General features: G+C 32.4%; 23 protein-coding genes. 8 read left to right on the forward strand and 15 right to left on the reverse strand.

The window, feature by feature from the left end:
* Positions 1-35: 35 nt before the first annotated feature.
* On the reverse strand, positions 36-182 hold the full coding sequence (locus ACQH1W_RS03565; protein ID WP_341762310.1) for a hypothetical protein: 147 nt from the start codon (positions 180-182) through the stop codon (positions 36-38).
* An 84-nt stretch (positions 183-266) separates the two neighbouring features.
* Positions 267-3134, reverse strand: coding sequence for an excinuclease ABC subunit UvrA (gene uvrA, locus ACQH1W_RS03570; protein WP_342278619.1), 2868 nt, complete (start codon positions 3132-3134; stop codon positions 267-269).
* Between the two features lie 101 nt (positions 3135-3235).
* Here uvrA and ssb point away from each other — a divergent pair, with 101 nt between their 5' ends.
* From ssb to ACQH1W_RS03590, 4 genes are all read left to right on the forward strand, one after another.
* Positions 3236-3685 carry a single-stranded DNA-binding protein gene (ssb, locus tag ACQH1W_RS03575; RefSeq protein WP_341761173.1) on the forward strand — a complete coding sequence of 150 codons (450 nt, stop codon included), beginning with the start codon at positions 3236-3238 and terminating at the stop codon, positions 3683-3685.
* Positions 3666-4514: an alpha/beta hydrolase gene (locus ACQH1W_RS03580; RefSeq protein ID WP_375333005.1), complete on the forward strand. Its 849-nt coding sequence runs from the start codon at positions 3666-3668 to the stop codon at positions 4512-4514. The genes ssb and ACQH1W_RS03580 overlap by 20 nt, the downstream gene beginning before the upstream one ends.
* Before the next feature lie 305 nt (positions 4515-4819).
* Positions 4820-5518: a 7-cyano-7-deazaguanine synthase QueC gene (gene queC / locus ACQH1W_RS03585; protein ID WP_341761175.1), complete on the forward strand. Its 699-nt coding sequence runs from the start codon at positions 4820-4822 to the stop codon at positions 5516-5518.
* A complete protein-coding gene (locus ACQH1W_RS03590; RefSeq protein ID WP_341762315.1) occupies positions 5511-6059 on the forward strand; it encodes a GNAT family N-acetyltransferase in 549 nt (182 codons plus the stop codon). The genes queC and ACQH1W_RS03590 overlap by 8 nt, the downstream gene beginning before the upstream one ends.
* Before the next feature lie 251 nt (positions 6060-6310).
* On the opposite strand, the gene ACQH1W_RS03595 is transcribed toward ACQH1W_RS03590, so the two are convergent.
* Genes ACQH1W_RS03595 through ACQH1W_RS03605 form a run of 3 tightly spaced genes read right to left on the reverse strand, consistent with a single transcriptional unit; the run spans position 6311 to position 8796 of the window.
* The gene (locus tag ACQH1W_RS03595; RefSeq protein ID WP_375333004.1) at positions 6311-7072 is read right to left on the reverse strand and encodes a 3'(2'),5'-bisphosphate nucleotidase CysQ family protein; all 762 of its coding nucleotides are present in this window, start codon (positions 7070-7072) and stop codon (positions 6311-6313) included.
* 10 nt (positions 7073-7082) lie between these two features.
* The gene (locus tag ACQH1W_RS03600; protein ID WP_341762317.1) at positions 7083-7916 is read right to left on the reverse strand and encodes a DUF2608 domain-containing protein; all 834 of its coding nucleotides are present in this window, start codon (positions 7914-7916) and stop codon (positions 7083-7085) included.
* Positions 7900-8796 carry a DUF2608 domain-containing protein gene (locus ACQH1W_RS03605; RefSeq protein WP_375333003.1) on the reverse strand — a complete coding sequence of 299 codons (897 nt, stop codon included), beginning with the start codon at positions 8794-8796 and terminating at the stop codon, positions 7900-7902. Before ACQH1W_RS03605 ends, ACQH1W_RS03600 begins: the two co-directional genes overlap by 17 nt.
* 858 nt (positions 8797-9654) lie before the next feature.
* Between ACQH1W_RS03605 and dcm the strand changes: the two genes are divergently transcribed.
* Positions 9655-10656, forward strand: coding sequence for a DNA (cytosine-5-)-methyltransferase (gene dcm / locus ACQH1W_RS03610; RefSeq protein WP_341762319.1), 1002 nt, complete (start codon positions 9655-9657; stop codon positions 10654-10656).
* A 3-nt stretch (positions 10657-10659) separates the two neighbouring features.
* Positions 10660-11979 carry a type II restriction endonuclease gene (locus tag ACQH1W_RS03615; RefSeq protein ID WP_375333002.1) on the forward strand — a complete coding sequence of 440 codons (1320 nt, stop codon included), beginning with the start codon at positions 10660-10662 and terminating at the stop codon, positions 11977-11979.
* Positions 11980-12086: 107 nt separating this feature from the next.
* Here the strand turns inward: ACQH1W_RS03615 and ACQH1W_RS03620 are convergent, their stop codons facing one another.
* A complete protein-coding gene (locus tag ACQH1W_RS03620; protein WP_375333001.1) occupies positions 12087-12887 on the reverse strand; it encodes a DNA polymerase III subunit delta' in 801 nt (266 codons plus the stop codon).
* 193 nt (positions 12888-13080) lie between these two features.
* Entirely contained in the window at positions 13081-13356 is a 276-nt protein-coding gene (locus tag ACQH1W_RS03625; protein WP_425360924.1) for an HU family DNA-binding protein, read from the reverse strand.
* Between the two features lie 445 nt (positions 13357-13801).
* Here ACQH1W_RS03625 and ACQH1W_RS03630 point away from each other — a divergent pair, with 445 nt between their 5' ends.
* Positions 13802-14317, forward strand: a complete 516-nt coding sequence (locus tag ACQH1W_RS03630) for a hypothetical protein (RefSeq protein ID WP_425360925.1) — start codon at positions 13802-13804, stop codon at positions 14315-14317.
* On the opposite strand, the gene ruvC is transcribed toward ACQH1W_RS03630, so the two are convergent.
* The 7 genes from ruvC to acnA form a co-directional block, all read right to left on the reverse strand.
* A complete protein-coding gene (gene ruvC, locus ACQH1W_RS03635; RefSeq protein WP_341762323.1) occupies positions 14312-14797 on the reverse strand; it encodes a crossover junction endodeoxyribonuclease RuvC in 486 nt (161 codons plus the stop codon). The two genes, ACQH1W_RS03630 and ruvC, sit on opposite strands and share 6 nt — an antisense overlap.
* A gap of 38 nt (positions 14798-14835) precedes the next feature.
* Positions 14836-17895, reverse strand: coding sequence for an efflux RND transporter permease subunit (locus tag ACQH1W_RS03640; RefSeq protein WP_425360926.1), 3060 nt, complete (start codon positions 17893-17895; stop codon positions 14836-14838).
* A 14-nt stretch (positions 17896-17909) separates the two neighbouring features.
* Positions 17910-18569, reverse strand: a complete 660-nt coding sequence (locus ACQH1W_RS03645) for an amino acid ABC transporter permease (RefSeq protein ID WP_341762325.1) — start codon at positions 18567-18569, stop codon at positions 17910-17912.
* A gap of 49 nt (positions 18570-18618) precedes the next feature.
* Positions 18619-19017, reverse strand: a complete 399-nt coding sequence (locus ACQH1W_RS03650; RefSeq protein ID WP_341761188.1) for a hypothetical protein — start codon at positions 19015-19017, stop codon at positions 18619-18621.
* A gap of 226 nt (positions 19018-19243) precedes the next feature.
* Positions 19244-20074, reverse strand: a complete 831-nt coding sequence (gene queF / locus ACQH1W_RS03655; RefSeq protein ID WP_375332999.1) for an NADPH-dependent 7-cyano-7-deazaguanine reductase QueF — start codon at positions 20072-20074, stop codon at positions 19244-19246.
* Positions 20074-20430, reverse strand: a complete 357-nt coding sequence (locus ACQH1W_RS03660) for a hypothetical protein (RefSeq protein WP_342278633.1) — start codon at positions 20428-20430, stop codon at positions 20074-20076. Before ACQH1W_RS03660 ends, queF begins: the two co-directional genes overlap by 1 nt.
* Positions 20423-23083: an aconitate hydratase AcnA gene (gene acnA / locus ACQH1W_RS03665; protein WP_425360927.1), complete on the reverse strand. Its 2661-nt coding sequence runs from the start codon at positions 23081-23083 to the stop codon at positions 20423-20425. Before acnA ends, ACQH1W_RS03660 begins: the two co-directional genes overlap by 8 nt.
* Positions 23084-23208: 125 nt before the next feature.
* Here acnA and ccmA point away from each other — a divergent pair, with 125 nt between their 5' ends.
* Positions 23209-23811: a heme ABC exporter ATP-binding protein CcmA gene (gene ccmA, locus ACQH1W_RS03670; RefSeq protein ID WP_341762328.1), complete on the forward strand. Its 603-nt coding sequence runs from the start codon at positions 23209-23211 to the stop codon at positions 23809-23811.
* Here ccmA and ACQH1W_RS03675 read toward each other — a convergent pair.
* Positions 23792-25330: an Npt1/Npt2 family nucleotide transporter gene (locus ACQH1W_RS03675; protein WP_375332997.1), complete on the reverse strand. Its 1539-nt coding sequence runs from the start codon at positions 25328-25330 to the stop codon at positions 23792-23794. The two genes, ccmA and ACQH1W_RS03675, sit on opposite strands and share 20 nt — an antisense overlap.
* Positions 25331-25381 lie beyond the last annotated feature (51 nt).

The raw sequence follows: 25381 nt of genomic DNA on the forward strand, positions 1-25381 counted from the left end.
CAAGATACTCCCAAAGATTAATTAAATTGATACATCTATACAAATGTACGATAAGGATGCTGGTTTATCACATTTCTTACTTCGGTTTGGGTTCTAAAATCATCCACTACGCCCCACCATTCTTCGATTTTAGTGCATTTTACGAATGCATTAAAACTGGCTATAATATCAGAAAAATGCATTCTTGAAGCACTTCTACGAATGCATTTTAATCTATTATCGCTAATAATCTTAGCTAATGAAAATGGCAGCTCATCGCAGCTACATTAACACTGGTCTAGATAATGCTTTAAATATTGTCCAGTATAACTCTCACTACAAGCAGCGATATCCTTTGGAGTGCCGGTAGCTACTATTCTACCGCCTTTATCTCCACCTTCAGGTCCAACATCTATAATATAATCCGCTGTTTTGATAACATCTAGGTTATGCTCAATAACTATAACAGTATTACCCATATCAACTAACTTATGCAGCACTTTAAGCAATTTATTAATATCATCTATGTGCAACCCTGTTGTTGGTTCATCAAGTATATATAAAGTTTTACCGGTTGAGCGTTTTGATAACTCTTTAGCTAACTTTATTCTTTGTGCTTCGCCTCCAGACAAAGTGGTAGCAGATTGTCCAATTTTTATATAACCAAGTCCTACCTCATTTAAAGTAACAAGTTTTTCGTAAATTAGTGGTACTTTAGCAAAGAAACTCATTGCATCCTCAACTGTCATCCTAAGAACGTCAGCTATAGATTTATCCTTATATTTAACTTCAAGGGTTTCTCTATTATATCTGTCTCCATTACAAACATCACATTTTACATAAATATCAGGTAAAAAATGCATTTCTATTTTAATCAGACCATCACCTTGACATAATTCACATCTTCCACCTTTAACATTGAATGAAAACCTACCAACTTTATAACCCCGTGCTTTTGCAGTTGGTAGTTCAGCAAACCAGTCTCTAATATGGGTAAACGCACCAGTATAAGTTGCTGGATTTGATCTTGGTGTGCGACCTATTGGTGATTGGTTTATATCAATAACCTTATCAATATATTCAAGACCTTTAATTGACTTATATTCTCCTGGAAAATTTTTTGAAGAGGGTTCTAAAAATTTTAAAGCGGCTTTATATAAAGTATGAATTATTAAACTTGATTTACCGCTACCTGATACCCCCGTTATTGCTGTAAAACTGCTCAGAGGAATTGTAATATTAACATCCTGTAAATTATTAGAAATAGCCCCAGTTAATGCTATTACCTTACCCGCAGGTGATACTCTAGTATTTGTTGGCACTTCAATAGATTGTTTACCGCTTAAATAGCTACCCGTTATACTATTGGGACATTGTTTAATTTCCTCAATTGTTCCTTGTGCTATTATATGTCCACCGTGAATACCAGCACCTGGTCCGACATCTATAATGTGATCCGATTCGTACATTGTTTCTTCATCATGCTCAACAACAAGCACTGTATTACCAAGGTCTCGAAGACTCTTGAGAGTTTCTATTAATCTAGCATTATCACGTTGATGTAAACCAATTGAGGGTTCATCAAGTACATACAACACACCACTAAGCCCTGAACCAATTTGTGATGCCAAGCGAATACGCTGACTTTCTCCACCAGACAGAGTTCCTGATTCTCTAGACAAAGCAAGATAATCAAGACCAACATTCATAAGAAATTGTAATCTTTCCTTGATTTCCTTTAATATGCGTTCGGCGATAGTCATTTGTCTTTTATTGAGCTGTTTGTCTAATTGATTAAACCATTTCTGTAGTTGCAAAATACTCATGGTAGATACTTGTCCAATATGCATATCAGCGATTTTAATACAAAGAGACTCCATTTTTAGTCTATAACCTTCACAAGATGTGCATTTGTACTCTGCTTTGTATTTTAATAATTCTTCTTTTACTAAAGAAGAATCAGCCTTACGCTCCTTTTCTTGTAAGCTAGGTATTATTCCAGCAAAAGGTTGCTGTACCACCTGAGATTTAGAACCATCATGATACTGAAATTTTATAACATCGTCACCTGATCCATGGAATAATACTTGCTGTACAGTATTTGGTAGTTCTATAAAAGGAGTGTCTAATGAAAACTCGTAATGACTTGCTAAAGCTTTTAATGTTTCTAAAAAAAACTTTGAGGATATTTTCCCCCAAGGTGCTATAGCTCCATCTTTAATACTAATTCTGCTATTTGGAACAATTAATTCTTTATCAAGACACAATTCTGTGCCGATACCCTCACATTTAGGACAAGCACCAAATGGGCTATTAAAGGAAAAAATTCTTGGTTCTATTTCAGTAATTTGAAAACCAGAAACTGGACAAGAATATTTTTCTGAGAAAATGATTTTCGAGCCTTTAGTAAGGTTGGTTTCTAATCCGTTTGGTAGGTCAACAATTTCAACATATACTATACCATCTGCTAACTTAAGAGAGATTTCTAAACTATCTGCAAGCCTGTTACCTAAATCATCTTCTAGAGAAATCCTATCAACAATTACTTCAATATTATGTTTTTTATTCTTATCAAATTTTGGAAGATTATCTATCTCATAAATTTCATTGTTAATGAATAATCGCCCAAAACCCTGTTTTTTAAGATCAAGCATTTCACGTCTGAATTCACCTTTTTGTCCTCTGATAATTGGAGCTAATATGTATAATTTAGTACCCTTAGGAAAATTATGAATGGCATCTATCATCTCTGATATGGTCTGATTCTTGATTGGTAGACCTGTTGCTGGAGAGTAAGGTACTCCTACCCTTGCATATAATAATCTTAAATAATCATAAATTTCAGTTATAGTACCCACTGTAGAACGAGGATTTTTAGATGTGGTTTTTTGATCAATAGCTATTGCAGGTGACAAACCAGAGACCGATTCAACATTAGGCTTATCCTGAAGGTGTAAGAATTGCCTAGCATATGAAGATAAACTTTCAACATATCTACGTTGTCCTTCTGCATAAATAGTATCAAAAGCTAGTGAAGATTTTCCAGAACCACTAAGCCCTGTAATTACTACAAACTTATTTCTTGGAATATCAACATTTACATTTTTTAAATTATGCTCCTTAGCACCACGAACTTTAATATATTCTTGTATCATAATTTGTTATAAATTTTTAAGGAACTTATCAAAAAACTTGTAGCATTATAGGTTGTTTTGAATTACTATTGCAATAGTAATTTTTAAATAGGTAATGATCTGTGGCTGGTAGTTTAAATAAGGCAGTATTAATAGGTAATTTAGGGCGTGATCCAGAAATTAGGCACACGGCTGATGGTAAAGAGATAGCAAATTTCAGTATCGCTACTTCTGAAACTTGGAAAGACCGTGTTACTGGAGAGAAGAAAGAAAAAACCGAATGGCATAGAATAGTAGTATTTAACGAAGGTTTGGTGTCTGTTGTAAAGAATTATGCCAAGAAAGGCACTAAAGTTTATTTAGAAGGTAATTTACAAACTAGAAAATGGGTGGATAACCTTGGTCAAGAAAAATATACAACAGAAATAGTACTACAAAATTTTAACTCACAATTTATATTATTAGATTCTAAAGGTAGTGGGACTAACTCCCTAGATTCTATTGTACCAAAAAGCACAGTTGGTAATAGTAACTTTGACCATAGTGATCTAGATGATGAGATACCTTTTTAAAATTGTTCTACTTTCTATATCCCTGTTATTTTCTGCGTGTGTTTCATCTATAGATACTAGGATTAAGGAGGCAGATAAGGTAGCCTCAATAAACAACTTTGAGAAAAAACTAGTTAAGGCTGGCGATTTTGTTATTACAACTTACCAACGTGTTTCAGATAAAGATAGCCCTTACGTATTTTATATTGAAGGTGATGGTAGCATTAGTATAGGGCGTTACGCAGTTTCTAGCAATCCAACCCCTTCCAAGGTTATGTTGCTTAAGCTTGCAGCTCTTGATACTAGACCTAATATAGTTTATATAGCTCGTCCGTGCCAATATACGCCAGTAGAACTTAACCCCAATTGCAGTCAAATCTATTGGACAGACAAAAGACTTGCCAAGGAGGTTATAGAATCAACAAATATAGTAATAAATAGTATAAGTAATGGTAAACCAGCTAGTTTGGTTGGTTTTTCCGGGGGTGGTGGAGTTGCTGTCTTGGTTGCAGCAAGAAATAAGCATATTAAAGATATAATAACTATAGCTGGTAATCTTGATATTGAGAATTTCAGTAAACATCATGGGATATATGCGTTAAAGGAGTCATTAAATCCCATAGATTATGCCATAAAAATTAGCAATATTCCACAATTACATCTTTCGGGAGCTAAGGATGCAATAGTACCAAGTAAAATTATGCAGGGCTATATAAAAGCTAGTTCTTCAGATTGTATACAGCAAAAGATTTTCCCTAATATTACTCATACCAAAGGTTGGGATAAGATGTGGCAGGATGTGCTAAAAATTAATCTTACCTGTGGTATAACAAACCCCAATTCGGGATAATAATTAACTAATTCTTATCCCGAATTAGCTTTAATATAAGGAAAAATGCATTCTTAAAGCGGTTTTGCGAATGCATTTTAAACCTTTCTAAAGCTAAAAACATGATTTTAATCTTTTAAAATCATGTTTTTAGCAAAATAGATTGCCACGCTCACGTACGTTCGCTCGCTAATAGACATATACGCCTATAAAACGTCATTGCGAGGAAACCATAGGTCGACGAAGCAATCTATAATTTCACCGAATTTGGGATAAGAATTGACAAATTCTTATATCGAATTAATGGTTAATCATGGGAGATTTTTATGCAGAAGGCAGTAGCTTTAGTTAGTGGCGGTGCAGATTCAGCCACAGTACTAGCAATGATAGAAAAAATGAATTACGAAATTCATGCCATAAGTTTTAACTATTCTCAACATAATAATATTGAACTTGAGAAAGTTAAAGAGTTAGTTAAGAACTATAATATCAAACAACATAAAATTGTAAATATTGATTTACGTAGCTTTGGCGGATCAGCTCTTACTGATGATGCTATAGAAGTACCAAAATATAAAGATCATAGTGATTTAGGGGATAATATACCAATCACTTATGTACCAGCACGTAATACTATATTTTTAAGTTATGCTTTGGGATTTAGTGAAATAATAGGAGCCTTTGATATTTTTATGGGGGTACACGCAACTGATTATGCTAATTACCCAGATTGCCGTCCAGAGTACCTAGACGCTTTTGAAAAGCTTGCTAATCTTGCAACTGCGGTAGGAGTATTGGGTACACGAATTACCATTCATGCTCCCTTAATAAATATGACAAAAGGGCAAATTATCAAAACCGGTCTAGAATTAGGAGTAGATTACTCCAAAACAATTTCTTGTTATGACCCATTTAATGGGTTATCTTGTGGGACATGTCATTCCTGCTTACTTAGACTTAGGGCCTTTGAAGAAAATAATACAATTGACCCAATTAATTATAAAATCGCTTCTACACATGCTTAATCATTCTATATATCACCAATTTCCTATGTTAGACCTAGACAACATAGTGCTGAGAGAATTAACTAGTGATGATTCAGAAGACTATTTTGGTTATATGAGTAAATTAGAGATGCGTCCTTTCTTGACAGATAACAACATTCCATCAACTATCCCACAAGCTGCTGATGAACTAAAATATTGGTCTAGCTTATTTCATCACCAAAGAGGATTTTACTGGGGTATTTCCCTTAAAGATAATAATAAACTTATAGGTACGGCTGGGTTTAATACTGTTTCTACAATGCACCTCAAAGCAGAAATAAGCTACGATCTTGATCCTGCATTTTGGGGTAAAGGAATTATGCTAAAATCTATCAAAGCTATTTTAAGATTTATAGAATATGCTGGTATTGTTCGAACCCAAGCTACTGTAATAAATGACAATATACGTTCAATTAATGTTTTAGAACGATGTAATTTTGTCAAAGAGGGTTTGCTTAAGAAATATGAAATTGTTCAAGGAGTACATAGGGATTATTATATTTACGCTAGAGTGCTTTAGGTTTCTGTAAAAATTTTCAACCTAAAACAAATCAGTTTGATGTAAGACATCGGTTTAATAGCCTATGGTGTCGTCCTTGCAGGCGTTATGTCATTCCTGTGTAGGGAGGAATCTAGAAAAATGACCAAGATAGCTTGTGTTGAGTTATTTTAGACCCCTGCCTACGTAGGGGTAACATCACCCCTAATGGCGATAATTACTTGAGTCTACTATTAATTTATTATATCAATATTTGAGGTTATAAATCAATATCAAAACGAAGTAAAGATAGGGAAATATCGACTATAAGCATAGAAATGAGGATTTTGGAAGTTCTTCTTTTGATAAACTAATTCATTTCCATCTATATCTACAATATTTCCACCACTAGCTTTAATTAACGCATGTCCCGCTGCAATATCCCATTCCATAGTTGGACCAAACTTGGGATAAATATCCGCCTTCCCTTCTGCTACTAAACATAATTTAATTGAACTTGGTATAGTAACTATTTCAGTAATTAGATGTTTCTTTAGGAATTTCTTGATATCTGAATTTGACGAATGTGAGCTAACAACAGCCCTATAATGAGTTTTAGGTAGGGCATCAAAGCTTGTTTCTAGGCCATTTTGTTCAATTCTTAAAGCATTATTAGCATCTGTATAATGTAATTTTTGCACGGATGGTTGATAGATAAAACCAATAATAGGCATACCATTTTTTATCAATGCAATATTTACTGTATACGTATCCTCACCTTTGATATAACTTTTTGTACCATCAATCGGATCAATCAGCCAAAATTGATTGCTATTCAAAGCAATTATATCTCTTTCTTCACAAACTACAGGAATATTAGGTGCTAGGTCCTTTAAACCATCATATATAAAGCTACTAATTTCCTTATCAGCATTTGTCACGGGAGAATTATCATCTTTATAAGAAACTATTAACCCTAAATCTCTTCTAATTAGAGCAATCCCACCAGCTTCAGTAATTAAACTTTTTAAAGACTTAATTAAATTAAGCATCATTTATTATTCATTATTTGCTATTTGTTATAAATTGTTTAGCCTCATCATCTTCTAACCACTTTCCTGTTTTTAATAATATTTCCTGTTGAAATTTCACTATATCCTCCTGTGGAGTACCTTGTAATTCTGTAACGGCTAAATATTCTACCCCATAACAATCTAGATCAATTGTTCTTAAAAAATTATCTATGTTATCTAATTCACTTTTTTTATTCTCAAAGAGAATAATGTTATTAGGTAAAATATTTGTGATACTCATAAACTCACGTAATGCCTGAGCTTTATTTAGATAGTCGGTAAATATTATACCCTTATGAAAAATTGGTGACCTTTTATCAGTTTCATCAAATTTTAATATTTCTTTATTATTAACTTTATCAGTAAATTTAATACCGAGTCTACTTAGCTGCTCATATTGCCATTCCTCATAATTTTTAATCAGTTTACATGCTGGGTTAATTTTAGTAAACCCAAAAACCAAAGCCCCTGAACTTTTCAGTTTATCGATAAATTTTGGCCAACTAGCTTCTACTAACATAACTTGTCTTTGCAATAGCAACTTAGCAATTATCTCATCCATATTAGGATGATATTTTGCCAAACTTGCCAGCTCTTCAACAAACCCTCTATAAGGATTAGCATAACGAAACATCTTAGACTTAGGCGTAACTATTGTATCATCAATATTGATTAGCACTAAGCTAGATGCATCAATTTTTTCAAGTAAATTTTTTACCGTAACAGAATCTATAGAATAAGTGGGAATAATTATTGCATAACTTGTATATGGTAACATGATAAAAATTAACAATAATTTTAATAAAAAGTTATTTTTTATTATCATATGGATTTACACTCTCTTGATTCTTAACTTTGATTTTGTCATTGCTTCTCTTTACTGCATTTACCTTATTAACCAATTCATTAAGTGATTTTTTTAAATCACGAGAATTGAATATTGATTCTTTTTGGTCAGATAATTTATAATTATAGCCAATAAACATCACATTATCGTCATAATTTCTTAGTTGACTTTCCATTGCAGTCAACTCACTGGAATTCCCATCGACCATTATTAAAACTTTTGGCATAAACTTCACTTCTATTAAAAAATTTAATATCAACTGAAATGAGGCATTATTATTACTACTCAATATACCCTGATAAAATGTTGGATAAGTATTATCAAAAGGCTTCATATTATTAAAAATAAGATAATTATGTTGTGGGAAACTATTGGACAAATCAATATTAAATTTCTTTAAATACTCAGCTTCCCATATTTCTAGTTTCTTTATATTGTTAAAGTTACCAGTTAAACCATGATCACTCACAATTACTGGACTACCTTTATCCATTATATTTTTTATAAAATTAGGCAAATTGACATCTAATAACTCATTTTTGTATTCTGTAAGCAGTATTGTATCAAAATAAGTATCCTTTGAGGGTTTAACTGATTTGAATATTTCCTGTAGCTTAGATAACTCATTTTTATTCAATTGGATAATTGGAGGGAAAAATGATTTGAATATAACTTTTTCTCTAGCCAAGACTACTAAGATATCTTTAGGGGAATAATTATTGCATAATTCTTCATAGTCCTTATTTATTTGGTCTAAACTATTAGTATCAATAATCTTACCATTTACTATTAATGGTAATAGTAATATTATGTAAGAGATGAGTTTATATGTTTTAAATTTAATTCTTCTGATTAGCATAGAAATTGCTCTTATTTTTTGTTTATAGCAAAAGTAGTTGCCCTACATCTTTTATAGTCAATTGATGAGAAGTTGGTGACGTCGTCACTCGTCGCTCGCCTATTACATATAGGCGTCGCTCCATCGCTCCTAGCACCAAATCCTCCTGAATTGACTATATGTCATACGCAGGTCATCTAACTCAATGTCATTCCCGCGTAGGTAGAGGAATCCATATTATCTAACGACCTTTGCAGGTTATTTTTTGGATTGTATCTTGAATATTAGCTCTTTATGGAGTTAATATGGTCAGGAAGGAGTGACACCGTTTAAATTAGATAGGTCTTTAAAGACCGAAGGGATATTGATGCCCTCCTCCCTTGAATCACAAAGTATGATATACTCTTCTACTTTGAAGAATTGGTTTCGCAAATACTTGCGGGGTATTCGCGTACTCACGTACTTCATGTACGCCTAGTACGCTCACCCCTTGTTTGTTGTCCCCATTCTCCAAATCATTTGAGTATACGAACGGTAGCAGAATCCTTTAGAGATCGAATTTATAATCATGTATCAAAACTTTGCAAAACAACCACTAATTATAGGTAAAGCAAATGACTGAAAAAAGCAAGATATTTATGGGAATAGATGTTTCAAAAAATACGCTTGATATATCTATGAATAATAGATATCTTTGGCAAACTTGCTTATGCTAAGGAATTTAAAGAAATCACGAAACCTTGACCCGCAGCGGACTATGATGTACGTGAGAAGCAGAGTACCGGTAGCACGAATAAATTACCAGCAGAAGTAGAATTTCGAAAGATATCTATTGAATATATTTGTAATATTGTGGTTAATTGCATTATAATGAGGTTTATGTATAATAACTTTACTTTTATTGACTTATTCGCTGGAATTGGTGGTGTAAGAAGATCATTTGAGTCTGTTGGTGGTAACTGCGTTTACACTAGCGAGATTGATACATCGGCATTAAAAACATATAGAGCTAATTTTAGCTGTGATCATAAAATTGATGGTGATATAACACAAGTACACGAACAAAATGTACCCCCTCACGATATTTTATGTGCAGGATTCCCGTGTCAACCATTTAGTATAGCTGGGGTTTCAAAGCGTTGCTCTTTAGGAATTCCACACGGGTTTTTATGCAATACTCAGGGAACTCTCTTCTTTGATGTTACAAGAATTATCAGCTACCATAAACCAAAAATCGTCTTTTTAGAGAATGTAAAAAATTTATTATCACACGATAAAGGTAAGACATTTGCAATTATTAAAAAAACACTCAGAGATTTAGGTTATACTGTTTCTGAAAGGGTTATTGATGCACGATATTACGTACCACAGCACAGGGAAAGGCTTTTTATAGTAGCAAATAGGATAGATGCAAAAATAAATTTACATAAAATAGATTTGCCCAATACAAAACATATAATTAAAACAATATTTCATTGCCAAAATAATTCAAATAAAGATGACATTACTAATGGCTATGTCGAAAAAAATGGTAAAATTAATAAGAAATATACCCTTACGGACAAACTGTGGCAATATCTACAAGATTACGCAAAGAAACACCGTGCAAAGGGCAATGGTTTTGGTTTTAGTCTTTGCATGGATGATGACATTAGCAGGACTCTGTCAGCAAGATATTATAAAGATGGGGCTGAAATATTAATACATCAAGAAAACTCAAATCCTAGAAGATTAACTCCTAGGGAATGTGCAAGATTGATGGGGTTTCCGGATGATTTTAAAATTGTTGTTAGTGACACGCAAGCATACAAACAGTTTGGTAATTCTGTGGTAATTCCAGTTGTTAGGGAAGTTGCAGAATATATAACAAAATTTCTATAATTCATGAGAACTAACGTGCTATATTCTGGATTATTATCAGACTATTTTGAAATAGTAGCATTTAAAACATTAAGTAAAGTTGATACGATACTCGGTTCTAATCAACATGAATTTAATGGTGACCGTGCATTAAAAGAACTGTTTCGTTTGTGCAATAATAATACACTCGAAAAGAAGCAAATATACTCTACTTTTATTTACTTAAACGAAGATGAATCACAAAATATCTTGCAAGATGCTTTCCTGACTTGGTACGATGCTAGAGCAAAGAGTCATGATAAAACTGGGAGGAGTGAGTATCGACTATATTACCAAACAAATGATGCTACAAAACGAATGAAGAAAGGTGATTTCTTGGCTATTGCAAGAAAAAATGATGTGTTTCATGTAATTATAGCACAGCATAACAGCACTGCAGAAAAACAAATTATGTGGCTCTTTGGAGTTGAAAAAATAGAAGATAATAATAAATTTCAGATTAAGAAAATTCAAAATACAAATAATAAAGTTACCTTTGCATCACGATTTATTTTGGATATTTTAGGCATAAAAGTCCAAGAATTGAATGAAAATTACTTAGAGATAATGCAGAAAAGATTTGACAATAAAATACCAAGTACGAGTGAACTTTCGCAATTCACACTAGAGTTAATGCAAAAAGAAATTGACCCAATTGAAGAGCCGGATGTTGCAATTGTGAGATTATTTGAAAAGGAAGAGGTTCTATACAAAACTCTTGAGAGGATCAAGATAGTTCATAAATTACAAAATGGCTTTATTGAAAATAACAATGTTGATGTTGACAGCTTCTTACAATTTTCATTATCTATACAAAATGCAAGAAAATCTCGTGCTGGTAAAGCTCTTGAGAATCATTTATCTTTTATTTTTAATGCAAACAAGGTGATGTATACACACAGCGGAATAACAGAAAATAAGTCAAAACCAGATTTTATTTTTCCAAATATTGCCAAATATCATGATATACATTTTGCAGATACTGGTTTATCAATGCTGGCAAGTAAAACAACTTGTAAAGATAGATGGAAGCAAATCTTGTCTGAAGCAAAACGAATCAAGAAGAAGCATTTATTTACTTTAGAGCCAAGTATTTCAGAAAATCAAACTCAAGAAATGAAGTCAAATGATTTAACGTTAGTTTTACCGAATGAAATAAAGGCAACTTATACGATAAATCAACAACAAGATATTATAAATTTAAAAGATTTCCTACTGCTTGTTAAAACAAGACAAAATAAATATATTAACCTCAAGTATCGATGTAATAAATTAATAGTAGGCTCAAGTAATCATCGCCATTAAGGGTGATGTCAACCCCTTAACTGTTGAAAGTTAAAAAATCGCCTATTAGCGAAATGCCGTTAGGTGCTGTGGCAATCTTCATGATAGTCAAGACCTCCTTCACAAAATTACCATAACTCTTCTATTAATGCTATGGTATTAGCCCTTAGATCTAGGTCATAATCTATGGTATTATTTATTATTCGTTTGATATTTGCAAATTTTGTTATCAAATAATCAGGGGAATTAGAACGCAATTGATTAAATATTTTATTCTCTAATTCATTGAATTCAATATTGATATTGAGAGATTTTTTAGTAATTCTATTAACTAAATATAGCATGCTACAAGCAAAATCTCCCCATAATTCCTTGTTTTTACTGGTAAACTCTTCGATAAGATCTAACCTCACTTTAGGATTTGCATAGTTAGCAATATACGTCGTAATTTTAACATATATATCACTTCCCACTAAGCGATTTTGTGATTTTATGTTAATTTTAGCACATCTAGATCTTATAGTACTTATTATTCCAGCACCCCTTGAGGTAATCAAGAAAATAAAACTATCCTTTGGCGTATCTTCTAAAAGTTTAAGACAGGAATTTGCTGCATTGAGATTCATTAGATCTGCTTGATAAATAACAGCTACTCTATATTTAGAGATTGATGATGTTCTATAAAAAAATTGCTGTAAATCTCTAATTTGGTCAATAGATATGTCTTTGACACTGCTCGTCACAGAATTATCCCTAGCTACTAACCGATAATCCGGATGATTTGTTAATTGAATTTTATCTACAATCAAACTGCTTTCTATAAATATAAGCAAATCTTCTAAAGCTTTTGCGGTATCATCAACATCAATCAGCCAACTATTATAAAGCCTAGCCTGTTTGAATCTACATTCAAGATATTCTTTGATCATTCTACTAATGGCATAATAAAAAATAGGTTTCTAGGCTTTGCCAACATACGCGAACTCGGGATAAGAATTAACTAACTCTTATCCCTAACATGGGTCAGAAATGCCAACGTAAGTAATGATACTTGTATGGCAAAAGCAATGTCAACCCCTACGTAGGCAGGGATGACACTAGTTTTGTTGTATTGAACTCAGGTTACTTATTATTACAGGCTTCCTTCATTTTCTTACCGGCTCTAAAGACTGGTTGTTTATAGGCAGCAATATGCATTTTCTCACCAGTTTTTGGATTACGACCTTCACGTGCAGCTCTAGTTTGTATATGGAAAGAACCAAACCCCACTAGGTTAACGTCCTCACCACGACTAAGTGCTTTAAGTACACTATCTACAACCCAAGTAAGGGCTTTTTCTGCATCACTTTTTGAATGACCTGCTTCAGCCATTAATGCTACTAATTCTCCTTTATTCATATGATCAACTCTCCAAATAAATTGTTAACATTTCAGACATTAATGTATTTAGTATACTCAAATGATTTAGAGAATGGGATTTAAAAATGAAGAACAAGCGGGGCGTACATAAGGTACGTTGTTACGTTTGTCCTTGATATTTTAAAAAACAATTCTTCAAAGCATTCGAGTATATACTAACATACCAGCAAGATTTGTTATATCTCGTTGGCTAGATTATAGCAAACACTAAATTGACTGCAACTGAGACTTCTTTAGAACTTTTGAATATATTATTTTATAATCTAATTTCAATAAAATTGTATCTATTTTACATCAAGTTAGTTTCTTATCCTGTAGTTAGGAGGATAGTATATTATTTTTGCTTAAATGAAATAATTAGTTGAAAATCATGATAATTTATATATTATAATTTTCTTATTTAATATATAAAAAGGTAACTTTTATGATCACTAGACTATTCTACATATTATTTATTTCAATTTTTAGTTTAAATACTAGTGCTAATCCAGCTCCATTGGGTTTTGAATTAAATAAAGCAAGTATAGCGGATGTAGAGCAAGTATATCAGATTACCAAAAAAGAGAGGAATCATTGGGATGGATATAATTATTATGTTAATGTTAGAGATGTCAAATTAGAAGGGCTGACTGAGTTATTAGTAATATGTAATGATGATAATATTATCCAAGCAATCATCTTAACGATAAATAACGATAAATTTACAGAGTTTTATGAGTTACTTTCAGAAAAATACAAACTCACCCATAGCCAAAACCCTAATTTAGGTAATAAGGAGATTAGATTTGCCGATGGTAGTTGTACTATTATATTAGATGCTCCATTCCTTAGCTTTAGTATGAGTCTTATATACATAACAGATGAGTTTCTAACAAAATTTAAAGGTAAGCAAAAAGAAGAAGAAAAAATGAAAAAAGCAAAAGGTAAAGAATTGCTATAATTCAATTATGGGAGTTTTTGAAGTATAAGCCCAACAAACATAAGCCACTGCAAGGGCATCTGCTTCATCAAAGTTACTGATTGCAATTGCTCCTGGTAGTAAAAGTTTAATCATTTGCAGAACCTGATTTTTTTCAGCATGACCATAACCCACTACAGATTTTTTGATAACATTAGGTTTAAATTCTTGAAAAGCAATATCATATCCTCCTATAAGTGACATGACTGCTCCTCTAGCATATCCCAATTTTAAAGATGAAACATTATTTATATTAACAAATGTCTCCTCCATAGCAACAATAGCAGGTTTATATTGTACTATTATCTTTTGCAAGGACGAGCTAATGAAAGCTAACCTTTTATGCATTGCTTCGCTTGATTTAGTCTTTATGACCCCACTATCTAAATATTTCAGAGGCTTGGTATCAATTACCCCCCATCCCATACCAGCTAAAGATGGGTCAATTCCTAGTATAATCAAAATTATTCCCCCACTAATAGATTTTTGTAAAAAATTATCTAATTCTTCAATTCATTTATTTGAATATATTCCCTTTTAAAACTTTGATATAAAACTGGAATAACGAATATAGTGAAAAGAGTTCCTATACTCATTCCACCAACTATTACTAAACCAATAGAATTTTGAGCGGCTGCTCCCGCTCCAGAACTAATCACTAATGACATTGCCCCAAAAATAGTTGCTAGAGTAGTCATTAGAATAGGTCTAAGTCTTAAGCTAGAGGCCCTAGTTACAGCTTCTCTAACAGTTAGTCCTTGGTCTCTTAAGTTATTAGCAAATTCTACTATCATAATAGAATTTTTTGTTATCAAACCAATTAAAGTGATCAAACCAATATTACTATACATATTAAGCGTATTACCACATATTAAGAGAATTAATACCCCTCCAGTAATTGAGAATGGTACAGCAATAAGTATTAATATAGGATCAGTAAAACTTTCAAATTGAGCCGAAAGCACTAAATAAATAAACAACAAAGCAAATAAGAAAGTAACAATAAGATTACTTTGTGATTCTGTCATTCTTTTAATCTCTCCAATATATTCTAATGTAGTTGTGCTACTATCCAATAATTCATCAGCTATAGTATTTATCGAATTTATGGCATCGGTAATTTTTTGCTTTGGAGCTAAACCTGACGAAATCGTTACAGATCTAGAATTATTATAGTGGTTATAAGACTCAATAGACACTTTCTCAACCATATTAGCAACTACACTTAATGGCAGCAAATTATTAGTTGGTTTATTGGTTGGTATCAGTATCTTACTAAAATGATCGGTACTATTACGGTATTTTAGGTTATATTGCATAGTTATATCATAGAGATTATTGCCCATTCTGAAATCACCAATTTTTCTTCCTGCCAGCAAATATTGCAATGTTATTCCTATATTTTCTAAACTCACACCAAGCAGATAAGCTTTATCTCGGTTAACAATTACGTCAATTGTCGGCATAGAAGAATTTAAATCACTACCCACATTGATAAAAACTGGATCTTTCTTCATTTTATTAACGAATTTCTGTGATATTTGATCTAACTCGTCATATTCAAGTGAGGTCTGTAAAGTAAATTCGACAGCATTTCTAGCATTACCACTAACCAACGAAGGTGGATTTTGAGCAAAAATCGACATTCCCGCTATTTGTTGAAATTGCTTATTAAGCATATTTTTTATATCTTCTTGTGACATTAACCTTTCCTTCCAATCTTTAAGAGGTACGAAAGCAAAAGCACTGTTACTACCTCCAGAGCCAATTATTGTCAAATAACCTGCTATATCTTTATGAGGACTAAGTATTTTCTCAGCTTCTGCTACTATTTTTTCTGATTGTTTAATACTAGAACCTTGAGGACCAGTGAAGAAAATTTGTAAGAAACCATCATCTTCCTGAGGAATAAAAACTTTTTTGACAAAAATAAAACTAACAACTAGTACAACTAAAGATAGTGCAATAATAAGTGAGAATTTCTTTTTATGATCAAGAGCAAGATCTAAATAGTACAAATACTTGCCTTGTACTAATTTAATGAACTGATCAAATTTAACTAAAAACCCTAAAGGAGGTTGAACATTTTTGTTAATCATTCGACTTGCCATCATTGGCGTTAAAGTAATCGCCACAAAACCGGAAAATAAAACGCAGAATGCTAAGGTCCAAGCAAATTCAATGAATAACTTACCAATAAATCCATCTATAAAACCTATTGGTAAAAATACTGAAACAAGTGTTATAGTCATCGCTACAATGGCAAAACCAATTTCCTTAGATGCAAGAAAGGCAGCTTCTATAGGAGAATGCCCCATTTCATTGTACCTAAAAATGTTTTCTAACATTACTATTGCATCATCTACTACCAAACCAATAGCTAATATCATTGCTAAAAGGGTAAATATATTGATAGAAAATCCTAAATAATACATAACAATAAACGTACCAATTAATGATATCGGAACAGTTACAAATGGTATGAGGGTGATTTTTACTGATGCCAAGAACAGGTATATTACTACCATAACCAAAACTAGTGCTTCCATGATAGTGAAGAATACTGATCTGATTGAAGCCCTAACTGGAATTGATGAATCATGGGCTATATCAATTGTTATACCCTTAGGTAGATTTTTTTTTATTTTATCTAGTGAATATCTAACCTCTTTGGATAAATCAAGTATGTTTGCCTTCGATTGTTTTATAAGACCAAGTGCTATCGAGTTTTTTCCGTTATATCTAAAAATTACCTCAGTATCTGGAGGGGCTAAATATATTTTAGCAATATCCCGTAACTTTAATATATTAGCATCTTTCACTTTTAGTATAATTTTTTCAAACTCTTCCAGTTTACTTAAAGAGCCATCTAATCTTACAGTAAAATCACGTGCAGTTGTTTTAATAGTTCCTGCTGGATAATAAATATTTTGTTTTTTTATAGCACTCTCAATTTCTAACACTGACATTTTATGCTGATATAATTTTACCGGGTCTGGTTCTATACGCATAGAGTAATCTTTAGCACCATATATCTCAACCTGACCTATTGTTTCAAGTTTTTCTAAAATGGTTTTTACGCTATCTTGAACAATTTGGGTTAATTGTAAATCATCATATACATCACTACTGATACTTAAATACAAACTAGGGAAATTATCTGCATCCATCTTAGCAACATAAGGCATGCTCATACCTTGGGGGAATATGTAACTTATATCAGATATTTTAGACCGAACATCGTTTAAGGCTGTTTCTATATCAACCGATGATAGAAATCTTAAAACTATATGACTGCTACTTGTAGTACTTTGTGAAGTGATAGTATCAAGGTTCTTGACAGTTTTTAGTGCTTTTTCAATACGAGTTGTTATCTCTTTCTCCATATAAAGAGCATCTGCCCCAGGGTAATTTGCATATACTGTTATTACAGGAAAAGAAATATCGGGAATACCCCTAATTTGCAGTTTAGTAAAAAATACCGCCCCTAAAATAACAACCACTAGACTCAACACTGTTGCAAATACCGGACGTTTTATACATATTTCACTTAAGTACATATTATCAATAAATCCTACTCAGCTCCAATTACTAGTCTTTTCTCAATAATTTTAGCTAATTTACTGATAATTATTACCATAACATAGTAACAAAGTCCTGCTATTAACATAGGGGTAAAATAAGTATAACTTTCAAGCGATACTAATTGAGCTCTACGCATTAAATCCATTTCACCGATCATTGATATAATCGATGATTCTTTGATTAAATTAATAAGCTCATTAACCAGTGAAGGTAAGATATTTCTTATGGCTTGGGGCAAGATAATATCTTTCATCATTAATCTCTCGGGTATAGCTAATGCTTTAGCTGCCTCAATCTGTCCTTTATCAACACTATTAATTCCAGCTCTAATTATTTCCGAAACATATGCCCCGGAGTTTAATGAGAAAGCTATGCTACCAGCAACGAAGACACCAAGCTTAATGCCAATTACACTAGGTAAACCAAAATAAATTATGCTAAGTTGTATAAGTAACGGAGTACCACGAAAAATAGATGTATAGAAATTAGCAAACAGTCTTAACGCACAACTTTTACTTACCTTACAAATTGCTAGTAAGATACCAATAATCAACCCTAATAACACTGAAACTATACTGTATTTCAGTGTTACTACCATCCCTTGCATAATAAAATATATAGAAGAAAAATCAAGTAATTGCTCAAACATCTAACACTCTTAAATAACCTCAATTTTGGAATTGTGCCAAACTTACTACCTATTCAAATTTCCGTATATTACGAGCAACCTCAATGGAAGAATTCATCATATTAGTACAATATATTTCAAACATTTTCCGCTGTAACAAAGCTAAATCTAGTAACCCATTACATTTCAACAAATCTTTAGTAAGTACAACATTATCCTGCATTCCTTTACTCATCGATGATAAGAGTTGACTAAATATATCTTCGGTTATTCTAATACGATTATTAACAACTGCTAAGTTTTTAGAAATTGCAGAATTTACTATATCAGTATACTCTTTTGATAATCTCGATAATTGACTAACCAAATTGTCTATTGTTTCAGATTTCATTTCAGAACTATCTGAATTGTCCTTTAATTGAACACCCGGAGGTAGTTTTTTATTCGAGTTTAACTTATTTTTGCCCATATTTTCTCCAATATTTTCTCCACTTTAACTCGATAATCAAGCTTTTCCTTAACCGTCATTGCAAGCGAACGTATGTGAGCGTGGCAATCCATGAAGCTTGTCATATGGATTGCTTCGTCGACCTACGGTCTCCTCGCTAATAGACGTATTTTTTAATAATTCTAAAAAACTTGATTATCGAGTTTAATATAAATATACTCTAAATTGATACTACCACTAAGCATTATTATTGACGAATATGTCTTATATTACTAAGTTTTGTAACCTCTAGGTTGCAATTGGAGCGTATAGGGTTAATATCTATGCCACCACGTCTTGTATATCTCGCATAAACAGTTAATTGATCGGGAATACAAAACTTATTAATATCACAAAAAATACGCTCAACGCATTGTTCATGAAACTCATTATGATTACGAAATGATACAAAATATTTTAATAAAGAACTATGGTCAATTTTTTTGCCTCTGTAACTAATTTGTACCGATGCCCAATCTGGTTGGTTAGTAACTAAACAATTCGATTTTAGCAAGTTAGAATATAGTACTTCATTTACTACTTGCGTATCGTCTTCAGATAATTTTGGCAAATTTTGGCTAGTCTCAAAACTAGTAATTGTCACCTCCAGCCTATCCAAATTTATGCCTGAAAAGGACTGCAGCTTTGTTCCCTCATATGATTCTAAATCTTTTATAGAAACAGTTACAGGTGCTTGAAATACCAAACTTAAGTCCTTTGCAATTAATTCCTTTACTTGCTCTCTATTATCAAACTTAGTATTATTAAAAGAATTTAAATAAAGCTTTAGTGATTTTGATTCTATAATATTAGGCGACTCACAACTTACCATGAACTCCAATATTTTTACTTCAGGTTTACCACTTGGGCTTAACCAAGAAACTTCATAACAATTCCAAATGTCAAATCCATTAAACGGCAAAGAACCTACTATCTGTAAGCTATCTCTAGCAAATTTACGACTGATTGGGTATAGTAAACTATTGTCATACAAATCTGCATATTTAGTTTGCTTTCCAAGTACGGTTTCAATAAACATTATTTTATCCAGTAAGTCATATAGTTTGGATGTCCTGTATCATTCAACAAATATTTGAGACCTATAGCGATTCTTAATATAAACCAAACAAACAAGCATGCGTATAACACCGGACCAATTAGTATTATAGTGGTTATCATAGATATTATAATACCAATAAATCCTATGCAAAAAGTACGTAATATAAAAGTGTAATGGCTAGCTAAAAGTCTATCTTTAATATCCTTATTAATATATGCAAAAACTGCTCCAATAATAGGTAATAATGGTGCAACTACTCCGCACAGAAATAATATATATATTACTATAAGGTTTGTTTTCCCTGCATTTATGTATTTCTTAATCTCCTTATCCATGTTCATCTCTTAAATTTTTAACTACTAGATGCATTATACTACCATGTTTTATATAGTCTATCTCATTATCTGTAAAAACTTGTAATATTACTTTGATAGTCTCAACTATACCACTTTTTCTCTTTATGATACAATTAAGTTGCTCATAAGGCGTTATTTCATTACTCAAGCCAGTAATGGTGACATACTCAGAACCATCAAGTTTTAAGTCATTTACAGTAGAAGAAGAAAGAGCAAGCGGTAAAACACTCATACCCACTAAGTTTGCCCTATGAATTCTTTCAAAACTTTCAGCAATTACTGCTTTTACTCCAAGTAAACTAGTACCTTTTGCTGCCCAGTCTCTTGATGAACCAGAGCCATATTCTTTGCCTGCAAAAATTACTAAAGGCACAGAATGAGCTTTATAATCCATTGCAGCATCATAGATACTCTCTTGATTACCTAGTTGGTTTATAGTTACCCCTCCTTCAATTCCAGGACACATGGCGTTTTTTATCCTATTATTGGCAAAAGTGCCTCGCATCATTACTTCATGATTGCCACGCCGTGATCCATAAGAGTTAAAATCGAGAGGTAGAATGCCATGCTCAGTTAAATACTTAGCGGCAGGACTTGTTTTACTAATATTGCCGGCTGGAGATATATGATCAGTCGTAATAGAATTGCCAAAAATAGCTAATATTCTAGCAGATTCTATATCGTGCAAACTACTAGATATATGTTCAATACCTTCAAAATAAGGAGGATTGTTAATATAAGTACTATCTTTACTCCAATTATAAGTATCGGTTTTAGTTACCTTAATATCTTGCCACTCTTTATCGCCTAAAAATACTTCACTATATTTGTCTTTGAACATTTTAGAGTTAATAGATTGATCTATTAACTCTTTTATCTCTTGGTGGGTTGGCCAAATATCCTTAAGATATATATCCTTACCATTATGACCTTTACCTATCACGTCAGTTTCAAGATCAATGTTCATAGTACCTGCTAGGGCATAAGCAACGACTAAGGGAGGAGAAGCCAAATAACTAGCTATTGTTAAAGGGTGTACCCTTCCTTCAAAATTCCTGTTACCAGATAACACCGAAGCAACAACAAGATTGTTCCCGGCAATAGTCTCTTCTATTTCCTGCATAAGCGAACCAGAATTGCCTATACAAGTAGTACAACCATAGCCGACAAGATTAAAACCTAAATTATTTAGATACTGGTCAAGTCCAGTTTTTTTTAAATATTCCGTTACTACTTTTGAACCAGGGGCCAATGAAGTCTTAACCCATGGTTTTTTCATCAACCCAAGTTCTACTGCTTTCTTAGCAAGCAAGCCTGCCCCAATCATCACAGTAGGATTCGAAGTATTTGTACAGCTTGTGATTGCAGCTATTACGACATCACCATGTCCTATACTATATTGCTCATCAACAGAGTATTTTTTATCAATATCAACATCACCTCTAGTTAGAGAAGGTAGTTCAGTTTTAAAATTACTAGCAGCATTTTTTAGGTTAACCCTATCTTGTGGACGTCTTGGACCAGCTAGGGAAGATTCTAAAGTAGATAAATCCAACTCTAATATATCAGTATATTCTGGAGTAATTATTGGATCAAACCATAATGATTGTAGCTTGGCATATTGCTCTACTAGCTTTATTCTATTTTGATCTCTAGCTGTAAAATTAAGGTATTTTATAGTCTCATTATCAATTGGGAAGAACCCACAAGTAGCACCATACTCAGGAGCCATATTTGATATAGTCGCCCTATCTGCCAAGCTCAGTGATTCTAACCCATCTCCATAAAATTCAACAAATTTGCCGACTACATTTCTCTTTCTTAGCATTTGGGTAACTGTTAGCACCAAATCTGTAGCTGTAATCATACCATTTAAAGAACCACTTAACTTAAAGCCAATTACCTCTGGTAAAATCATTGATAAAGGTTGACCAAGCATGGCTGCCTCAGCTTCAATTCCCCCAACTCCCCAACCAAGAACTGCTAAACCATTAATCATCGTAGTATGACTATCTGTGCCAACTAATGTATCCGGATAAGCGAAAGTTACACCATTTTGTTGTTTGCTCCACACAATATTGGCTAAATATTCCAAATTAACTTGATGACAGATTCCTGTTCCTGGTGGTACTACTCTAAAATTATCAAATGCTTCTTGCCCCCATTTCAAAAACTCATAACGCTCTAGATTCCGTGCTACTTCCATTTTGACATTCTTAGCAAACGCATCACTTGTTCCATAATAATCAACTTGTACAGAATGATCTATGACAAGGTCAACCGGAATCAGAGGATTAATCTTTAATGGATTACCCCCTAGTTTTTTTATAGCATCACGCATAGCAGCTAAATCAACAATAGCAGGAACTCCGGTAAAATCCTGCATCAGTACCCTAGCCGGCATAAACGGTATCTCAGCGTCGGATTTTCTAACCTTAAGCCATTCTTTAAATAGTAACAAGTTTTTTTTACTACCAGTTAGACGAAGGACATTTTCAAATAATATCCTTAAACTATAAGGTAAACGCTTTAACTCAAGATTAATATCACTTGCCGCTTTATTTATATCAAAAATTTTATAAAGATTATCTCCTACAGATATTTCTTTAAGATAATCAGGATTCATTGCCATTTCTCCAATTTTTTAAAATTCAAGTATACACTAAAAATACCTACCACTAAGGCCTTCATTTAACTTAACTTGAAAAAATAAATATTTGAAGTAAATTATATAAAAACTTTCTTAGAATCGTATAAATGCTGTCATTTGAACAACTAACTCTTATTATAGACGAAAAAACTATCTTCACTAATATTAGTATGACTTTTTTACCATCATCTATAGTTTATTTACAGGGAGCAAATGGTTGCGGGAAGACTTCACTACTTAGAATTGTAGCTAATATACAAAATCCAACAAGTGGCAATGTTTTGTATAGATCATTGAACTGTAAATATTTAAAGAAACCTTATTGTAATTATATTGGACATAATCTTGGATTAAAATCCCAAATAACTGTATTAGAGCATCTAAAATTTTGGTCTACAATTTATGATTCCCTTGAAGCTTTAGAATCTTCGATATACTATTTCAAGTTACATAATATTTTACATGAGAAATGTTACAAGCTGTCTGCTGGTAACCAAAAGAAAGTTGCCTTAGCAAAACTCATTGCTTGCCAGTCAAATTTATGGCTATTAGATGAAGTAGAAGCAAACCTAGATCAAGAAAACAAAGAATTACTATATAACTTGATTATTTTGAAAGCAAATAATGCTGGAGTTATTGTGGCTACCTCCCACTCTAATATAGATATTAAGACAGCACAAATAATCAACCTTAAGGATTATAATTGTTAGACCTTAGTAAGTTTTTGTAATATCGATTTAAGACTTTTACACCCAAAATCCAAGCTACACAAACAACAAGAAAAACAACCATCAAAAAACCAGCTAGATCGTTATGTACAGCATTTGGGAAAATACTGAAAGAGACAAATTGAATAATTGCTCCAGAAGATTTTCCTACTTTGTATCCAAGTACATCTACTGCTGCCTTTCCCTTAGTTTTCATTTCATTATCAAGAGGTATATATACCATTTCTTTAGTAGAATCAAACAATGAATATTTTACGCTTTTCCCTAAAACATGCCACAAACCACCTACAAAAACAATTATCATTAATGGAGAAAGATAACTAAGACCAGTCATAATTGCCATTAAAGGTTTTTCTAGTACAACAAAGGTAAAAAACATCATACCTGATAACAGTGTTACGATAGGGGTGATCACTGCTCCCCAAAACCAACCACAAACCCTAACTAAACTACTACCTAGAAAAGCACAAATTAAAGTAAGTACTCCCGTCCAAAAAAACACCTCACCAGTGTAAGATATAAATGCTTGGGTACTAGGGTATAATTGCTTGGTTTTAGACATCCATAATCCTTCAATTAGGTTGATTGTCATGGAATATGAAATCATTAATACACAAATAATTCCTAAATATTTAGATGTAAAAATTATTTTGCTGCTGTCAACTAACCCTAGTTTTAGTATATCGGTTCTTTTATTTTTGAATCTAATATTTTTAGTAGTTTCTATAATTTTCGATTCAACAAATCTATGCAAGATTAAACAAATTAGACCGGAAATTATAATGATTAGCATAAACGATTTAAGGAGAATTTCTGTTTTGTCGTTAAGATGGGAAAATAGAGGTAACAAAAAATGTTTACCTTTGGCAAAATATATAATTATACTGCCAGATATTAGTAAGTTAGTTTGACCAAATAAGGAAAAAAACGTATAAAATCTTGGAGCTTCTTCAATACTGGTAATCTTATTAGCAAGTTGCCAGTATAATAGTGTAAATACAATTACTGGCCACAACTCCCCCATTATATAGAATAACACAATACTCCATTTTCCCCAAATGATGATAAACCATTTTAAATGTGGAAGTACGGTAACATAATATTCTATTACTTCAGGATCTGGATGAAAATATTCCCGGTATGGAAACAACACAAAAGCAAATAATATGAAGAATCCCAAGAAAAAAGATACTACTATCCTAAACACTTGCTCAGTTGTCATAATATTACAAAGTTTGGAGTAAAGAATGACAAATAAGACACCCATAGGCATCTCACCCCAAAGTTTTATAAAGCTTAAAACTTCCGTACTAATTAATGTCACTACCAAGCTATCTTTGATACTACGTACTAGATTTTGGTTAAGGAGAATACAAAACATTAGTAAAGCCATAGGTATAAACTTTACTAACTCGTTAGATCTAATAGGCCAAACAACGTGTCTAAATTTACTATTTCTAGCCCTATTCCACATATTGAAAGAAGAATTTACTGCATCCATTTAATACCCATGTTCATTTCTAAGCAACCTAAACTATAAAAAAAACCATGT

This window comes from Candidatus Tisiphia endosymbiont of Stenodema calcarata, from assembly GCF_964030695.1.
Lineage (GTDB): Bacteria > Pseudomonadota > Alphaproteobacteria > Rickettsiales > Rickettsiaceae > Tisiphia.

Excerpts from the sequence above, each read along its gene's own strand:
- ACQH1W_RS03565 (WP_341762310.1), bottom strand. The coding sequence starts at position 182 with ATGCATTTTTCTGATATTATAGCCAGTTTTAATGCATTCGTAAAATGC.
- uvrA (WP_342278619.1), bottom strand. The coding sequence starts at position 3,134 with ATGATACAAGAATATATTAAAGTTCGTGGTGCTAAGGAGCATAATTTA.
- ACQH1W_RS03580 (WP_375333005.1), top strand. The coding sequence starts at position 3,666 with ATGATGAGATACCTTTTTAAAATTGTTCTACTTTCTATATCCCTGTTA.
- queC (WP_341761175.1), top strand. The coding sequence starts at position 4,820 with ATGCAGAAGGCAGTAGCTTTAGTTAGTGGCGGTGCAGATTCAGCCACA.
- ACQH1W_RS03590 (WP_341762315.1), top strand. The coding sequence starts at position 5,511 with ATGCTTAATCATTCTATATATCACCAATTTCCTATGTTAGACCTAGAC.
- ACQH1W_RS03595 (WP_375333004.1), bottom strand. The coding sequence starts at position 7,072 with ATGATGCTTAATTTAATTAAGTCTTTAAAAAGTTTAATTACTGAAGCT.
- ACQH1W_RS03600 (WP_341762317.1), bottom strand. The coding sequence starts at position 7,916 with ATGATAATAAAAAATAACTTTTTATTAAAATTATTGTTAATTTTTATC.
- ACQH1W_RS03605 (WP_375333003.1), bottom strand. The coding sequence starts at position 8,796 with ATGCTAATCAGAAGAATTAAATTTAAAACATATAAACTCATCTCTTAC.
- dcm (WP_341762319.1), top strand. The coding sequence starts at position 9,655 with ATGTATAATAACTTTACTTTTATTGACTTATTCGCTGGAATTGGTGGT.
- ACQH1W_RS03615 (WP_375333002.1), top strand. The coding sequence starts at position 10,660 with ATGAGAACTAACGTGCTATATTCTGGATTATTATCAGACTATTTTGAA.
- ACQH1W_RS03620 (WP_375333001.1), bottom strand. The coding sequence starts at position 12,887 with ATGATCAAAGAATATCTTGAATGTAGATTCAAACAGGCTAGGCTTTAT.
- ACQH1W_RS03625 (WP_425360924.1), bottom strand. The coding sequence starts at position 13,356 with ATGAATAAAGGAGAATTAGTAGCATTAATGGCTGAAGCAGGTCATTCA.
- ACQH1W_RS03630 (WP_425360925.1), top strand. The coding sequence starts at position 13,802 with ATGATCACTAGACTATTCTACATATTATTTATTTCAATTTTTAGTTTA.
- ACQH1W_RS03640 (WP_425360926.1), bottom strand. The coding sequence starts at position 17,895 with ATGTACTTAAGTGAAATATGTATAAAACGTCCGGTATTTGCAACAGTG.
- ACQH1W_RS03645 (WP_341762325.1), bottom strand. The coding sequence starts at position 18,569 with ATGTTTGAGCAATTACTTGATTTTTCTTCTATATATTTTATTATGCAA.
- ACQH1W_RS03650 (WP_341761188.1), bottom strand. The coding sequence starts at position 19,017 with ATGGGCAAAAATAAGTTAAACTCGAATAAAAAACTACCTCCGGGTGTT.
- queF (WP_375332999.1), bottom strand. The coding sequence starts at position 20,074 with ATGTTTATTGAAACCGTACTTGGAAAGCAAACTAAATATGCAGATTTG.
- ACQH1W_RS03660 (WP_342278633.1), bottom strand. The coding sequence starts at position 20,430 with ATGGATAAGGAGATTAAGAAATACATAAATGCAGGGAAAACAAACCTT.
- acnA (WP_425360927.1), bottom strand. The coding sequence starts at position 23,083 with ATGGCAATGAATCCTGATTATCTTAAAGAAATATCTGTAGGAGATAAT.
- ccmA (WP_341762328.1), top strand. The coding sequence starts at position 23,209 with ATGCTGTCATTTGAACAACTAACTCTTATTATAGACGAAAAAACTATC.
- ACQH1W_RS03675 (WP_375332997.1), bottom strand. The coding sequence starts at position 25,330 with ATGGATGCAGTAAATTCTTCTTTCAATATGTGGAATAGGGCTAGAAAT.